Source organism: Pseudoalteromonas sp. 2CM28B, from assembly GCF_023161935.1.
Window position 1 is genome coordinate 222,978 of sequence record NZ_JALNTH010000001.1, and the last position, 16,179, is coordinate 239,156.

Consider the following 16,179-nt stretch of genomic DNA (forward strand, 5'->3'; position numbering starts at 1 on the left):
AAATACAAAAAAACCGCTAATTAAGCGGTTTTTTTATGTGCCTCATAAAGGGCTTTTTATGTATTTTATAAATATTCAAACACTTTAATAACGCGCTCTACACCCGATACATTGCGTGCAATGTTAACCGCTTGGTTAGACTCAGATTCAGATACTAATCCCATTAAAAATACTTCAGCATTTTCGGTCACTACTTTAATATTATTACTCGGTATATCTTTAGCTGTTAAAAGCTGCGCTTTTACTTTAGAGGTTAGCCACGAGTCGTGCGTTTGTGTGGTAATTCCAATATTTGAGCCAATTCTAATTTGGTTATGTATTTTACGTATACCTGAGAGCCCCTCAATGCTCTGCTGAGCTTGGTTTTTCATTTCTTGATTGGCAACCTGACCTACTAGTAAAACAATGCCATTAACGCTTATAGCGTCTACATTGGCGAACTTTTCTAGTCGTTCAACTTCACTAAGCGCAATACTGGCTTTAATTTCTATATTATTGTCGTCTATTTGCGAGCCAATGGTGCGGCGATCATTTGCTGCTGTTACTGCACCAGCTGTTCCTGCAACCACTGCGGCTGCACAGCCTTGCAGTAAAACAACAGTACCTAAAACAATAAGAGAGCGTTTAAACATAATTTTCATCCTGCGGGAAAAGAGTTAAATCAACCAGTTCACTTAAACAATGTAAGTTAACTAAGTGAGATTCAATAATGCGGCTAGGGCGCTTAGAAGGCGTACGAATTTCTACATCATTAGGGCCTAATAAGCCAACGAGTTCTCCACCATCGTCACCTACCATCACTATGACCTTCATATCTTTAGTAAGTGCAGCTTCTACAGCAGAAATAATATGTTTTTCGTTGCCATTAATTGCTAACGCAAGCAGTAAATCGCCTTGTTGTGCAAAGGCACGTACTTGGCGAGCAAAGGTATCATGCTCATCTACTTGGCTACTTTGCCCTAAATTGATGTTTTCTTGAGATAGCGCAATAGCAGGTAAACAGGGGCGCTCTGTTTCGTAGTGATTAACTAATACGCCGGCCATGTGTTGCGCTAGCATATGGCAGTTTGCCGTGCCACAGCAAAGGAGTTTGTTACCATTAATTAAACTTTGTGCAATGGTAAATGCCGCAGACTCTAGTGCGCTTGGCAGTACTTCGCCTGCTGCTATTTGTACTTGAATGCTTTCTGTAAAAATTTCTTTAATTGTATCTTGCATAGACTACCAATAATTTATTCGTCATTTTTGTTTGTTGCTGGGCGTTTTACTAATCTGTTTGCGTGGTGTTAAAGTACGCTTTTGATCCAATTTATATTGCCAGAGCCTTCACCTGTAATGGCAACATAGTCGACTCTTATAGGCTGATTAGTTAAGTTTTTTGCTGCCAAGTAGTGATAAATAGTGCGTTTTAATCGTGCTTGTTTTTGTGCGCCAAGGGCATAATTTGCACCGCCTCTAGCATTGTTTTTACGAAACTTAACTTCTACAAATACAAGCGTATCGCCGTGTTTCATAATCACATCAAGCTCACCAAAGGGGCAATAATAATTACGCTCAATAGGCGTAAGCCCTTCACGGGTTAAGTATTTTTCTGCTTGGCGTTCATAGTACTGGCCTTTTTCTCGGCTATTTTGCCACAGCTCTTTAAACCACGACATAGCCGCTCCAGATTAATCAAACGTAAGCGTAGTGCTTTCGTTGGCTGATTGCATAAATAAAGGCACGGGCTGCTTTGTTTCTAGCTGTACGGCTTTTATGCGTCTATTTGTGTATTGTGCCCAATCAAGCGTACGCTCTATGTGTCCGCTTGTATTTACCGAAAGCTTTCCACTTAAACCTGTAAACTTATTACCGGGCATTACACTCAATTGCCTAATGTCGCTTAGCACCGACACGGCATCGTAAGCCATTGCAAATAGGCGTTGGCTTATATCGGCATTTTCAGGCCACAGCGTGTTGTATTGGTTGCGTAAGTTATGTTGTTTAACTGTCGCATTAAGCATCCACGGAAGCTCTGTAAAGTAAAGCCCTTCTAAATCGCCTTTATCAGTGCGATCTATTTGTTTACTATGGCTTTTAGAGCTGGCATAAAGCGGGATCCGCTGTGCAAAAGTACTTACATTTACATCTAGATAAGGTTTTATTAGGCGTGTTTCTATAGCGTCGCCTAAAATGTAAATCGCATCAATATCGCTACGAGAGCGGGTTTCGCTTTCTACTTCTTGTTTAAATAAAGACTTAACCGTTTTAATACGCTGCTTAGATTTATCAACCTCTAACAAGCTTGTAATTGTGTTTGGCATGTCTTTGTTATCGTTATAAAACCCAATTTGCGGTTTTGTTTCGCTATAGCGCTGCCACTGAATATTAAAGTAATCAACCAAACGCTGACCATTGGCATTATTAGGCGCTAATAACATAGGCTTTTGATAACCTTTAGCTAAAAAGTGCTCCAGCGCTTGCTGCACTTCATGCTCAGGGTTTAAAGCAAAAAAGTAATGTTGCAGCGAGAGTCGCTCACCATCAAATGTATTTAAGTGTAATGTTGGGGTATCAATAAGTGTTTTAGCTTGCGCAAGTTTATCTATATTCGCTTTTAATAATGGCCCAATCACAAAGTCTGGATTAAATTGGCTCAGCTGCTCGCTTAGCACTTGGGTTGAAAGGTTCTCATCTATAAAAACAGTGTCGCTAATAGTTTGCTTATCAAGCCCTGCCAAAATGCCGGCCTTTAGGGCGTCACCTAAACGCTCATTTGCGCCTGATTGCGGTAAAAGTACAGCTAATCGCTCTATATTAACTGGTGCTAGGTCGGCTAGGGCTTCATCTTGCTCGGGAAGAATAGCTACGGCAGGGTGCCCAGGGTAGCGACGGCGCCAATTATTGATGGCTTGGTCAAGCTCTACACCGCTATTTGCATATACTTGGTGGTATAAAGCTAAGTTAGTCCAACCTTGTTGAATAACAGAGCCACGATTAAAGCGCTCCAGCGCATAAGAAGACAGCTTTGTTAAGTTATCCCAAAGCGCACTTTGCAGAGCTGGGATCTCAATATTGTTTTTATTCGCAGTTTCTGAGGCTCTAAAAAAATAAGGTGCGGCGCGCTTAGGAAAGTTTTGCGATGCATATATGCTAGCAGTTAAATATTGATGCCAAGCAAAGTGTTCAGGCTGTTTCAGTTGGCCATCGAGCGATTGCAAAATAACGAGCGCTTGGTCGTTTTTATTTTGCTGCTTTTGTGCATAAGCAATGTATAAGCGGTTTTGAATTTTATCAACACTTGGGGTTTGCTCAAGCTCATTACAAATGTTTTCAAGTAACGGCCAGCTTTGCTCCGAAATAGCCGCATCACGCGCACTATAAAGCAATTGAATTTTGTCGGCACCGGTACGATTAAGCGCTAATTTATAAATAGCATCGGCACTGGTTGCTTGATTTTGCAGCGCATTCACACTGGTGTTAATGCTATCGCTATTTTTAGTTGGTTTTTCGGTTGTGCTACAGGCCGATAACCCTGACAATATAATTAATAGACTAACAAGTTTAAGTCGCACAATGATTTCCCAATACGTTAACGCGATTTGCTTATATTACTGACTGACGCAGGAGACCTCAATGTTAAATGAGGAGAATTCACAGAAAATTGGCACTCTTTACATTGTTGCCACCCCAATTGGCAATTTTGACGACTTAAGCCAGCGTGCCATCGCGACATTATCGCAAGTTGACTTAATCGCTGCTGAAGACACGCGCCACACCGGTAAGCTACTAAGCCACTTTGGTATAAAGGCTAAAACCTTTGCATTACATGACCATAACGAAAAACAAAAAGCGCAGCAGATTATTGATTGGCTAAACGAAGGCAAAAATATCGCGCTAGTCTCAGATGCCGGCACGCCGCTGATAAGCGACCCAGGTTATGCCGTTGTAAACTTGTGCCGCGAGCAAGGCGCGCATGTAACACCCGTGCCCGGTGCGTGTGCTGCTATTACTGCAGTGTGTTGCTCAGGCCTGCCAACAGATCGTTTTCAGTTTATTGGCTTTACACCGGCTAAAAGTAAAGCCCGCCAAGATTTTTTCATAGAAGCTGTAAACTCAAGCATTACCAGCATAATGTACGAAAGCACCCACCGTATTATGGCAAGCCTAGATGATTTAGAAGCGGCCTTAGGTAGTGAGCAACAAGTGGTATTTGCAAAAGAGCTTACCAAAACCTTTGAAACCTTTTTTAATGGTAGCGTAAGTGAGTTAAAGCAGTTTTTAACTGATGACCCAACCAAGCAACGCGGCGAAATAGTGCTCATGTTGCCAGGTAAGCCCAAGCAAGTAGATGATATACCGCCAGAGGCGCGTAAAATGCTGGCGCTACTTGAAAGCGAAATGCCGATGAAAAAAGCCTGTGGTATTGTTGCTGAATACTTTGGAATGAAGAAAAACGCCCTGTATAAAACAATTATTGACGAAAAAGAGTAAATCTTTACTGCGTACAAGGCACAGCTCATGTATACTGCGCGCCGAGTTAGCCAAGATAATCGCTGCCTGTGACGAAAATGATCAGGGGGAGGAAAGTCCGGGCTCCACAGGGCAGAGTGCCAGCTAACGGCTGGGGGGCGTGAGCCCACGACAAGTGCAGCAGAGAGGAGACCGCCAACCCTCGGGTTGGTAAGGGTGAAAGGGTGCGGTAAGAGCGCACCGGGCCGCTAGTAATAGTAGGTTGCAAGGTAAACTCCACTCGGAGCAAGACCAAATAGGGTTCCTTATGGCGTGGCCCACGTTGGAACCGGGTAGGTTGCTTGAGCCATAGAGCGATTTATGGCCTAGACGAATGATTATCACTTTCTTCGGAAAGGACAGAACCCGGCTTATATGGCTAACTCACTCATTCAAAAAAAAAGCCCGCAGTTAACGCTGCGGGCTTTTTGTGTTTAAAATTAAGATAAGTCATTAGTTTTTGGTTATCTGTTTGCAGTATTAGTTAGAATTTCAACAAAGAGTGATAACTGGGCTGTGAGAAATTATGATGTATGAAGTCAAGATTTGACCCCATTCCTTTTTTCATCAATGAACGAAATTGTAACTGCTATAGAAAGCCATCATGGCGCAAGAACTTTACTATTTGGCCCAGCAGGAACAGGCAAAACTGCATTCGTAAATCATGTATGTGAAGAGGCTGGGTATGATCTAATTAGTGTTCAAGCTTCAGATATCTTGAGTAAGTGGGTTGGTGAAAGCGAGCAAAATATTAAGGAGCTATTTGTAAAAGCAACCGAGCAAGAAGCGGCCATTTTTATCGATGAAGCTGATAGTTTGTTTGCAAGTCGAGAGAGCGCTAAAAGCAACTGGGAAATTCAATCAGTTAACCAACTTTTATGTAATCTTGAGATGTTTGAATTTCCATTTTTTGCTGCCACTAACTTTAAAGATAAGTTAGATAAAGCTTTGCTAAGACGCTGTGATTTCAAGCTTTAACTGGATTACTTAACCGATCAGCAAGTGAAACATATGCTTTTAAAATTAACAGGTGAAAGGTCACTCCCGCCCAATAGCACAAAAATGCTTACTGAGTTAAATCGTTTAACCCCTGGTGACTTTAGTGTGATCGCCAGAAAAATGCGTTTTAACAATAAATCACTGTCAACATCGGATGTATTAAACTACCTTTTTGAAGAGCAAAAGGTGAAAGGCTCAGCGCCAAGAAGGATTGGCTTTTAAACTAAGCTATTAAGAATGTTAATCTAAGCTTAAGTTATGTATGCTTGTAAAATTGATTGCAAAGTGATTTTAACTTAAATAAGTAGATGAAATGGAAAACTTAAATTCAATTACAAGACATCGAGCTTCAACCGCTGACCACGATTCTTTGCTTGCTTCAACACAAAGTGATCGTGCTAGATTAATATACTCTGCTGCTTTTAGAAGGCTTCAGCAGAAGGCTCAAGTTTTTTCTTTAGAAAGCAACTCATCAGTTCGTTCAAGGTTAACCCACTCTATTGAAGTTTCACATATTGGAAGATATATAGTTGCTAAAGTTCTAGAGAAAATAGCTGGTTCGGATAAGTCTGATGAAATAAAAAAGTATTGGGAAGAGAATAGCCTTTCAATATCCAATATCGTAGAAACAGCTTGCTTAATGCATGATATAGGAAACCCTCCTTTTGGTCACTTTGGTGAGGCTGCTGTATCAGAATGGGCTGGAGATTTAGTCAGTAAAGGTTGGTTTACAGAACTTTTTAAAGATGAGAAATTGAGAAAATCTTTAACGTTGGACCTTACTCATTTTGATGGTAACCCACAAGGTTTTAGGATTATTACCAAGCTACAAGGTGATGATGGATATTATGGTTTGAATTTAACCTATACTCAGTTAGCAGCATTTCTTAAATATACTTATGGGTCAACCGAAAAAGAAGAGAATAAAAATTCACCGTTTAGTAAAAAAATAGGTTATTTCAGCACAGAAAAAGATGTAATCAAATCTGCTTGGGAAGCCTTGGGAATGCCGCTTAATAGTAGGCATCCATTAGGTTTTTTGATGGAGGCTTCTGATGATATTTCTTATTGTATAAGTGATATTGAAGACGGAATTGAAAAGAAAATCATTAATATGGATCACTTTAAAAAAGAAGTGATCAAAGGGTTATCTAAAGTTGCTAAAAAGCACAAAAACCCAAGTATTTGTGAAGAGCTAATGGCTAAGTTAAATGGAACTAAAGGTGACTCAATTGGGATATTTTTGAGTTTCAAGACTTTGTTGTCTAACTTCTTAGTTGACTCTGTAGCTGAAAAATTCGTAACTAATTATGAACGTATATGTAGTTTTGATGAAAGAGAAGAGTTAGTTTGCAAAGGAACTTTAAGTTATGACTTACTAAAAGTTTTAAAGGTTTACACTGGCGATTACTTGTTTACATCAGAAGAAGCCGAGTGCATGGAACTGTCCGGTTTTAAAATTATTTCAGGTATACTTGAGGAGTTTGAGTGTATTCTTAAACTGACAAAAGAGCACTTCCTATTTTTGTTAAAAAATGATTTTGATGGAATAAAGGATGAATCACTACACAGACAAAGAAGGTTATTTAATCGATTACCAGAAAAACATTTAAATGCTTATAAAGCTGCCATTTTAGGTTGTTCTATTCCTCAGTTTGAATTGGATTGCAGCAAGGTTGATGATTGTGTTCATGATAAATTTTCAGAGCTTTTCCTCAGTTTAGAGAATGGTGTTGAGTGGCAGTTAAGGTTACATTTAATAATTGACTTTGTTTCTGGAATGACAGATCAATACTCAATGGAGTTTTTTCAAATGGTGAAAGGTATAAATGTTCTCAAATGACCATAATGGGATCACTCATAGGATGAAACTAAGTCGTCATCCTATTTGTTGGGTGAAAGAAATTCTTAACGGCTATCTGAATTGTTCGATTCACTTAAATTTAAGTAGGTATAGATATGAGCCTCAATCGTTTAGAGATGAACGGCAAGAGTTAAGTATTTCTGCTTCAGAGCTAACAGAAAGCTATTTGCTGGCTGAGTTAATTAACCTAGAATCCGATTGTGAGCTGGCTTTTCACTCAAAGCTATATTTAAACTCTACAGTAATGCACTTACCAATGATTGATTTTGGTTCTAAAGGAGCTGAACCATCAGCCTCAGGTGTACTTAAAGAGCTATGTAATTATTGGGGAATGGGTTTTAATATTTTCTCAAGTGGTCGCTCGTATCATGCTTATGGAAATAAATTGCTAGATCATCAACAGTGGTTGCAATTTATGGGCAGCTTATTGTTATTAAACAAACCTAGTGGTTATAAGTTAATAGACGAAAGGTGGGTTGGGCATAGAATTATGGGAGGTTACTCTGCATTAAGGTGGAGTAAGAATACCTCTCATTATAAGAAGTTTCCGACCCACTGTGGTTTTGTATCCGGAACGGATTTCTTTGTTGGTGATAAACTTCCACCTCCACCTAGTATTAGTAAGAGGGGGTATTAGCCCCGATAACAGCTAGCTAGTGTGGCATGCGTTGCAGCAGTAAAAGCAGCCGTTTATTTTACTTTGAGGCCATTTACTTTTAGCTTCGGAAATAGCGCTTGAACAGGACTGATGATAACCAAGAGATACTTGATTCTCTGGGTTAGGCATATATGAGCAACCTGTGCTTTTATTATGAACTTCGTGGTCACCGTTATTTTGTGGGTTTTGGTCTATTACGAATAGATACATCTGATAGAACTCCTTTTCTTTTGGTTTTATGTCAGTTAATGCTTCTACATTATACGTGAGTAGCTCAAAAAAAAGCGTTTTCCTTCTGGAACTGTGCCAAAAGATGTGCCAAAGTGGTACTTGATTTTAAAGTATTAAAAATGAACGTATTGTTTTTGCTTGCAATTTTTTTTCAGCCTTGAAACTTATAGGCTAACTCACTCATTCAACAAAAAAGCCCGCAGTTAACGCTGCGGGCTTTTTTGTGCCTAAAATTTGATGACGTACTTTGTTGTTTTTTAAGGCTCAGGCTGTCCTTTTTTAAGTCGCTTACTGAGTGCTGGCTGCGATATACCGAGTAGTTGCGCTGCCATAGATTGATTTGAGTTGCTACGTTTCATAGCTTCTGCCACCAGTAATTCTGCGGCTTGTTTTAAAGTGGGTAGCGTTGATGTTGACTCAAATAAGGGCTTGGCAAGCTGGGCTTGCATATCTAATTTAGGCACGGCGCTGCGTACGCTTTCAAACGCTTTCATAGACAGTGCGCCACTTTGGTGGGTGCTCATTGCATCAAAGGCCATGGCGCGCAGCTCTCTTATATTGCCCGGGAAAGCGTAGTTTTCGAGTAAAATTAATAATTCTTTTGGAATACTTGCCACCGGTTTATTAAATTCTTGTGCGGCAAGCGTTAAAAAGTGCTCTAGTAATAAGGCTATATCTTGCTTGCGCTCTCTAAGCGGCGGAATATTTACATGATGAATTTTTAAACGGTAGTATAAGTCGTTTCTAAATTCGCCATTTTCTTTTTTAGTGAGTAAGTTTTGGTGGGTGGCTGCAATAATGCGCGCGTTGATGCGCTTTGGGGTATCGCTGCCTACTGGGTAATATTCGCCTTCTTGCAAAAGCCTTAATAACTTTACTTGCGAGGCCAGGTTTAAATCGCCAATTTCATCAAGAAATAGTATTCCGCCTGATGCGCGTTCTATCATGCCTTTGCGGGCTTGCTCAGCACCTGTAAAAGCGCCTTTTTTATGGCCAAATAAGGTATCCGAAAATAAGTTATCGTCAAGCCCGGCTACGTTTACACACACAAGTTCGCCACTGCAGCTACTGGTTTCGTGAATGGCTCTGGCTATAAGCTCCTTTCCTACGCCGCTTTCTCCGGTTATAAGAATAGGTTGTTGGCTATTTGATATAGACTCAATGTAATTAAACACCGAATGCATTTGATGATCTACACTGATAATTTTAGAAAACGCAGGGTGCAGGCTTGTTTGGTTTTCTAGCAGATAGCCGCGCATGGCTTGGTTTTCTAAGTTTAGCTCTTGAAAACGCACCACCTGCATTATGCTATTACTTAGGCGTTCTGGATCTTCTGTTTTTACATGATAACCATAAGCACCTAATTTTATACATTTTACAGCGGCTTCTACTTGGTTAATGCCGCTGATGATCACCACCGAAATATGCGGAAAAAGCTCTGTAATTTGCGCTATAAGCTCATCGCCACTGATATGTGGCATGTTTAAATCAAGCAATACAACGCGAACATTCCCTTGGTTTAGTTTGGCAATTACATCGCGGCTATCATTACATTGTACAATGTTGTTAATGCCGCAGTAGCGCTCTATTGCAAACGATATGCTTCGTAAAAAGCTGTTGTCGTCATCACAAATGAGGACCTCAAAACTAGGATATAAATTAGTATTCATAGTTCTCTCTCGTGTTGTAATAAGGGTAGTGATAGCTTTACTTTTGTGCCTTTACCGAGGGTTGATTTAAAGGTGAGTTGGCCTTGATGATCTGCCACGATCCCCGCTGATACAGAAAGCCCTAAGCCGGTGCCGCCAGATTGTCGTTTGGTGGTATAAAACGGGTCGGTGAGCTTAATTAAGTGCTGTTGATCAATGCCTACGCCTTGATCTTCAATGCTCAGCACAACCTGATTGTGTTTAGTATGGAAATAGCTGGTGATAATAATTTTTTGCGATTTGTCTTCAAGCGCTTGGCAGGCATTTAAAATTAAATTTACGATTACCTGCTCAATGCGACTGCCGCTGCCTTTAAACGCAGGCAGTGAGTTGGCTAAGTTAACCTCTAAGTGGTTTGTCGAGTTTTTAATTTGATTTGTGACTAAGCGAATAGAGCGGTTTGTTAGTAGGTTTAAATCTAGCTGCTCAGTTTTCTCATGCGATGCTTCACCTTTTACGGCAAAGCTTTTTAAATCCTCTACTATGCCCTTTACCTTGTTACTGGCAATGTGCATATCGTCTAGAATTTCTGGCAGCATATGTTTAAAGCGCTGATAGCTTACACCGGCAACAAGAAAGTCGCCTTGGCGTGCTTGATGCTCATCAAGTATGTCTGTTGCATCTTCAAAGGCTTCTTTTATAAACGGAAAGTTTAACGTTAAAATACTACATGGGTTATTAATTTCGTGAGCTACTCCCGAAACCAACACCCCCAGTGAGGCCATTTTATCTGCATGAAGTAGCTGTAACTGCTGGGCTTGTAGCTCTTTGGTGCGGCTTTCTACTTTTTTGCGCAGAGCTTTGTTCCAAATTATCACCACGGTACTAATTAGTAGCAGCACCACTACACATATACCCGCTATTACGCCAGCTTTTGACCAAGGCGATACGTTTAACGGGCCAAACCATTTGTCGTAAATTTCTTGCTGGCGTCCGGTATTTTTTAAAATAGCTAAGCCTTGAGTAAATTGCGATAACAGCGCTTCATCTGCGGTTTTAGTGGCATAGCCATAAAGCCGGTTTCTTTCTAGGCTAGAAATAGCAGTGATGTTTGATAGCCCCAATTTTTTACTTAAATATAAGCCGGGTAAGTTTGAAACCACTGCAAAGTCATAGCGGCCAGAGGCAAGCAAGCGCAGGGCATCGGCATGGGTTTCAACCGGTATAAGGGTAATGTTTAAGCCTGAGTGGTTAAGCATATCAAATGCTGAGCCATTGCTTTGTACAATAACGCGGTAGTTTTCAAGCTCGCTGTAGTGCGCTATTTTAGGGCTATTGTCGCGCGCAAATATAGAGTGGTTAACAAACGTGTGCGGGCTAAAGTTATACAGATCGGTGCGCTCGGGTGTGGCGGCCATGCCTTGTAGAATATCCACATTTCCACGGTCAAACTCGGCTCTTATTTCGGCCCAGGGCATTAGCTTTATTTTTATATTAAGCCCCATTACAGCGGCTATTTCTTGGCTAAGTTCTACGTTGTAACCTGTAAGTTCACCATCTTCGTTAATAAACTCATAAGGGGGGTAGTTAAAATCTCCGCCCACTATAATTTGTTTAGGCTGCGATAAATTAGCTTGTGCAATGCAGTTTAGGCTATTGAAACCCAGTAGGCTGAGTAGCGCTATTTTTAATACATAAAACCAAGCGTTTTGTTTAATAAACAAGTGAGTAAACCTCTGCATTTTTTAGTTGTGGTAGTGCGTTAGTAAATTGTCTAAACAGTACAAATAAAATGGCGTTTATGTTCCTTTTACAGCCGCAAAAAGGTTGTTTTTAGTTGGCAGCAGGGGACTATAGTCTGTATTTTAATTTTATATAAATTAGGTACTAACGAATTTATTATGGTTTTAAGTCTTATCTATTTATACTTTAAACTAAATAAGAATAAATTAATTGTTAATTAAGGTTTTTTGTAAGGCAGTTATGTCTTTTTAAGGCTGTTTAATAAAATAAAAGCGATTTAATATCGGCTATTAAATCGCTTTTATTGGTTGGGCCTATTTAGAGAATGTTGACCTGTGTAGATTAACGTTTTTCAAGCTAGGGCAGTTTAAGCAAGGCGCTGGCTTTTAAGCGAGTAGGCTTAATAATCGCTTTTGCTAAATACTAAACTCACTACTGTAAATTTAATCACGATTGGTCAACATGCCTTAGTACTAAAACTTCATGTTTAGGTTTACTTGAATGCGATCGCGGCCATTGTTGTTAGTGGGTATATCGTTATTAATATTATCTACGCTAAACCATCTTAAATCGGCATTTAGGTTCTCTGCAATTTTGTAATCTAGCTGTACGCGTGTGCCTTTAATATTGGTATAAGAACCCGGAGTATTAGTTTGCGTAAACGCGCCGTTCATAGGTAATGCATAGGCTTCGGTACGTAGCACGTAAAAACGCAGGCCAAACTGTTTATTAATTTGATAACGAGCATGTACAGTAAACGCTGTATTTTCGCTGTCGGCTTCACTTGTGTAGTAATCGGCTGCAAAGCGCACTGCGCCATAACGTACATCAAGGTTGTAGGCCATTACGTTGCCTGCTTGGTCATCATCAAGACCCGACTCAGCACTGGCATAGGCCGTATCTGAGGCGCTAACAAAAATTCCGCCAATACCGGCTTTAACGTTAATGTTATTAAAACTTGTAGCATAAACACCTTGTAGCTGTTGCCAGCTAGCATCGCGCTTGCCTTCGCCATTATCGACGTTTTCTTCAAGAATAATATGCCCCGCATTAACGCTAAACGTATTGTTACTCCAGTTAGCTTGTACACCTTCTAGTGCTATATCGTCACGAAAAAGCAGCTCTGATGAATGCATATAAACGGGTGCCGCTTTACCAATATATACTTGGGTGTTACTAAGCCCTGTGTACTTCATAAAGGCACGGTCTAAACCAAAGTCATCGTTATCGCTGGTATCGGTGATACCAAAGGTTTGATGGGTTGAATCGTGTTGGCTTGAGGTTGTTCTAAAGCGCATTTGCGCTGACCAGTTTTCGGTAGCTGCGTATTTAATACCAAATCTGGCACGCAAACGGGCGCGGCTTGTTGAGTCAATTGTATCGCCTTCGGTGCGCTCAAAGCGCATACGCATATCGCCAAAAAGCTTAACGGCTTCAAGGCCATTTAAACCTTCAATTGTAATATCTGCGTGGGCAGGTTTAGCTAAGGCAATAACACCTAATGCAACGGGTAAATATATAAGTTTACTAGTCATGGTTTGTCTCTATAAAATTACTAAATCGAGGTTTATTGCTTAGCGGGTTGAGCCGCTGTGTTATCTTGGTTGTAAAGGGTTTCGTCAAGCTCGCCTTCGCTTTTACCAATTAATAAAGTAACCATTAAGTCGCCAGTTACATTTATGGTAGTGCGCGCCATATCTAAAATTCGGTCAATACCGGCAACTATTGCAATGCCTTCAAGTGGTAAGCCAACGGTAGTCAGTACTAGCGAAAGCATAATAAGGCCTGCACCGGGTACACCAGCAGTGCCTACAGAGGCTAAAGTAGCTGTAGCTATAATGGTTAAGTAATCTGTTGTGGTGAGGTCAATACCAAAGGCTTGGGCAATAAACAGTGCTAATACGCCTTGGTATAAAGCGGTGCCATCCATGTTAATAGTGGCGCCTACTGGCAGTACAAAGCTTGATACAGTACGCGATACACCTAAGTTTTGGGTGGCGCATTTAATGCTGGCAGGTAAAGTACCTGAGCTACTTGTGGTGGTAAAAGCAATAATTTGCGCTTCAATAATACCTTTATAAAAACGCTGTGGATTAAGCTTGCCTAGTAGGCCTACAAAGCCGCCACCCAACACTAGAACGTGAATAATGCAGCCTAGGTACACTAAACCAATTACTTTTATAAGTGGCAGTAATACATCCAGTCCGTACTTGCCAGATACCCAAGCCATTAATGCAAATACACCGTATGGTGCCAGCTTCATTACAAGCTCAGTTAATTTGTACATTGCATCGGCTAGGCTTTCAAACATTTTGCTAGCGGGTTCGCCTTTTTCACCAATTAGGTTTAAAGCAATGCCTAAGCTCAACGCAAACACAATAATTTGTAAAATATTACCTGAGGCTAATGAGCCCACTGGGTTTTTTGGTACTAAACCTACAATGGTGTCTACTAAGGTAGGGCTTGGTTTAGCATCAGCGACTGTGGTTGCAACCATATTTAAGCCTGCGCCAGGTTCAAACAACAGCCCAAGACCCAAACCAATCGAAATGGCTACTGCGGTGGTGGCTAAATAAAATACGATTGACTTAACACCAATACGACCCATTTTAGTGGTGTCTTTCATTGAGGTAACACCAACAATTAATGAGCAAAATATAAGCGGTACAATTAACATTTTTATGGCGCTAATAAATAGCTGGCCAATTGGTTTTATATATTCAGCATTATTGCCTAACAGCATGCCGGCAATAATACCCGCTATCATACCTATGAGTATTTTTAGCCAGAGCGCCATTTTTCTAGGCTCGTTGTTATTAATACTTGTTGTACTGGTCATAGTGTTATTCCAATTATTTATAATATTTAGTGGGAGCTATTTAACTTTTGCTTAGGGCGTTAACGCGCATATTGCACCGGCACGTGCACAGGCCACACAAGGGGCTTGCAATTTTATGGACAAGCTTTCGTTAGCCTTTTTAGATAGGGGTTGTTTGTACACGTGCATAATTAAGCTCTAAAGTTGTTAGATTATTGTTATTGCATTAATAATGCCAAGCACGGTTTTGTTAATAACGTATTGAATGTTATTGGTTTTATTGTTTTTGGTTGGTGGTTTGTTAATATAACTTTTTGAATAATTATTAATAATGAAAGGCGGGTTAAAGGCGGCTTAAATGATGGTTTATAAATAAATTATTTAAAATCAATTGGTTGCTTGGCGTATAACTTTTATTATTGATATAACAAAAGTTATATTTAATGCATTAATTAATCATATTTTTTGATTTTTTAGGGTTTAAAACATTATTAAGTTGTAAATTGGCTGTATGTGGTTTTATTTTTTCTTATACGTTTAACTTAGATAATATTTTTACCCTGTTCAGGATCCCGTGATTTTTCGGCTTGATCACGAATTTCGTCGGTATCACTACTTACATCATCAACCGTTTCATTTTGCTGCTGCAGCTGCTTAAAGCTTTGCTGAGCAGTTAAAGGTTGCTCAGCTTTGTTGGTGGGCTTTTGTGTATCACTCTCATCAGGTGCACTGAGTAAAATACGCTCGCGGGCATCATCTGGCATACTGATGTTTTGCGCTGTAAATTCGGTTACTAGCTCACGCATTAACTGCGAGGCCACTTTTAACGGACTATGTTGCTCGCTGTTAACCCAAAAAAACAGATTAAAGTTAATTGTTGAGCTGCCTAAATTATTGATCAGCACTTGTGCTGGTGGCTCAGTAATAACACCCGTTTGCTTGTTTGCAATTTCAAGGGCGAGTGTTTGGCAGTAACGAATATCGTTATCGTAACCTATGCCAATCACCACCTTGGCACGCATTTTTGGATTTGCAGTTAGGTTTTTAATGGTATTTTTATAAACCGTGGCGTTAGGTATTTGTATATGGTTGCCATCGTAATCAACTAAGGTGGTTGCGCGAGCGGTGACCTTTTTAACCACACCTAAACGGCCATCGACTTCTATTACATCGTCTATTTTAAATGGCCGTTGAACGCTCAACAGCAAACTAGCAATAAAGTTCTCTGCTATGTCTCTAAAGGCAAAGCCCAATATTAAGCCTATTAATCCGGTGCCGCTCATAATGGCAATAGCAAATTCGGTAAGTCCTGCTAAACGTAAAAATAAATACACGCCCAGCAATAAAATTAAAATGCTAATCCCGCGTTTGGCCACTAAGTGCACAAGTTTACTGTCGGTCATATAAATGAGCGGTTTTACTAACAGCTTAGACAAAGGACTGGCGACAAAGTAGCTAATAGTTAAAAGTATAAAACCTAATAAAAGAGTGGGTAATATTTGCGCTGTTGCGTGAAGTAATTGCAAACTTTGGGCGTATAAATACTGCCAACTGAGCACGCTTTCTGGGGTGTTTAAGGCATTCACAGCCGTGGTGTTCACTGCAATTAGCATAGTTATAAGGCTGTTCATGGTGTATTACCTTGGTATTTTAAATAATCTAGCAAGCAGCAAGTTTAATACCAATGCCATAAGCACAGCTTGGCAAACTTTTTGCTCGATAATAG

14 protein-coding genes and 1 other RNA gene are annotated in these 16,179 nt (G+C 40.2%); 6 read left to right on the forward strand and 9 right to left on the reverse strand.

Translation table 11 applies throughout. The features are described 5' to 3' along the window. Positions 1–65: 65 nt before the first annotated feature. The 4 genes from dolP to MTN96_RS01045 all read right to left on the reverse strand — a co-directional run bounded on the left by dolP (position 66) and on the right by MTN96_RS01045 (position 3,554). A complete protein-coding gene (gene dolP, locus MTN96_RS01030; RefSeq protein ID WP_004589110.1) occupies positions 66–632 on the reverse strand; it encodes a division/outer membrane stress-associated lipid-binding lipoprotein in 567 nt (188 codons plus the stop codon). Next, positions 625–1,218, reverse strand: coding sequence for an SIS domain-containing protein (locus MTN96_RS01035; RefSeq protein ID WP_004589111.1), 594 nt, complete (start codon positions 1,216–1,218; stop codon positions 625–627). The genes dolP and MTN96_RS01035 overlap by 8 nt, the downstream gene beginning before the upstream one ends. Before the next feature lie 68 nt (positions 1,219–1,286). Then, on the reverse strand, positions 1,287–1,658 hold the full coding sequence (locus MTN96_RS01040; RefSeq protein ID WP_004589112.1) for a YraN family protein: 372 nt from the start codon (positions 1,656–1,658) through the stop codon (positions 1,287–1,289). Between the two features lie 12 nt (positions 1,659–1,670). Further along, positions 1,671–3,554, reverse strand: a complete 1,884-nt coding sequence (locus tag MTN96_RS01045; protein ID WP_248530518.1) for a penicillin-binding protein activator — start codon at positions 3,552–3,554, stop codon at positions 1,671–1,673. Positions 3,555–3,615: 61 nt separating this feature from the next. Between MTN96_RS01045 and rsmI the strand changes: the two genes are divergently transcribed. The 6 genes from rsmI to MTN96_RS01075 all read left to right on the forward strand — a co-directional run bounded on the left by rsmI (position 3,616) and on the right by MTN96_RS01075 (position 7,991). Then, on the forward strand, positions 3,616–4,473 hold the full coding sequence (gene rsmI / locus MTN96_RS01050; protein WP_024033320.1) for a 16S rRNA (cytidine(1402)-2'-O)-methyltransferase: 858 nt from the start codon (positions 3,616–3,618) through the stop codon (positions 4,471–4,473). Between the two features lie 43 nt (positions 4,474–4,516). Continuing rightward, positions 4,517–4,881: RNase P RNA component class A (gene rnpB, locus MTN96_RS01055), an RNA gene on the forward strand. A 180-nt stretch (positions 4,882–5,061) separates the two neighbouring features. Continuing rightward, positions 5,062–5,469, forward strand: coding sequence for an ATP-binding protein (locus MTN96_RS01060; RefSeq protein ID WP_248530519.1), 408 nt, complete (start codon positions 5,062–5,064; stop codon positions 5,467–5,469). A gap of 33 nt (positions 5,470–5,502) precedes the next feature. Then, positions 5,503–5,712 (forward strand): hypothetical protein, encoded by a 210-nt coding sequence (locus tag MTN96_RS01065; RefSeq protein WP_248530520.1) that lies wholly within the window; start codon positions 5,503–5,505, stop codon positions 5,710–5,712. Positions 5,713–5,803: 91 nt separating this feature from the next. Further along, a complete protein-coding gene (gene dgt / locus MTN96_RS01070; RefSeq protein WP_248530521.1) occupies positions 5,804–7,333 on the forward strand; it encodes a dGTPase in 1,530 nt (509 codons plus the stop codon). 22 nt (positions 7,334–7,355) lie between these two features. Continuing rightward, positions 7,356–7,991: a hypothetical protein gene (locus tag MTN96_RS01075; protein WP_248530522.1), complete on the forward strand. Its 636-nt coding sequence runs from the start codon at positions 7,356–7,358 to the stop codon at positions 7,989–7,991. Positions 7,992–8,500: 509 nt separating this feature from the next. Here MTN96_RS01075 and MTN96_RS01080 read toward each other — a convergent pair. From MTN96_RS01080 to MTN96_RS01100, 5 genes are all read right to left on the reverse strand, one after another. Then, complete coding sequence (locus MTN96_RS01080) at positions 8,501–9,913, reverse strand: sigma-54 dependent transcriptional regulator (RefSeq protein WP_004589118.1); 1,413 nt, start codon at positions 9,911–9,913, stop codon at positions 8,501–8,503. Then, positions 9,910–11,616, reverse strand: a complete 1,707-nt coding sequence (locus tag MTN96_RS01085; protein WP_248530523.1) for a transporter substrate-binding domain-containing protein — start codon at positions 11,614–11,616, stop codon at positions 9,910–9,912. The genes MTN96_RS01080 and MTN96_RS01085 overlap by 4 nt, the downstream gene beginning before the upstream one ends. Before the next feature lie 492 nt (positions 11,617–12,108). Next, on the reverse strand, positions 12,109–13,170 hold the full coding sequence (locus MTN96_RS01090; RefSeq protein WP_248530524.1) for a putative porin: 1,062 nt from the start codon (positions 13,168–13,170) through the stop codon (positions 12,109–12,111). 32 nt (positions 13,171–13,202) lie between these two features. Next, positions 13,203–14,474: a dicarboxylate/amino acid:cation symporter gene (locus MTN96_RS01095; protein WP_248530525.1), complete on the reverse strand. Its 1,272-nt coding sequence runs from the start codon at positions 14,472–14,474 to the stop codon at positions 13,203–13,205. A 521-nt stretch (positions 14,475–14,995) separates the two neighbouring features. Further along, positions 14,996–16,066 carry a mechanosensitive ion channel family protein gene (locus tag MTN96_RS01100; RefSeq protein WP_248530655.1) on the reverse strand — a complete coding sequence of 357 codons (1,071 nt, stop codon included), beginning with the start codon at positions 16,064–16,066 and terminating at the stop codon, positions 14,996–14,998. Between the last annotated feature and the right edge of the window lie 113 nt (positions 16,067–16,179).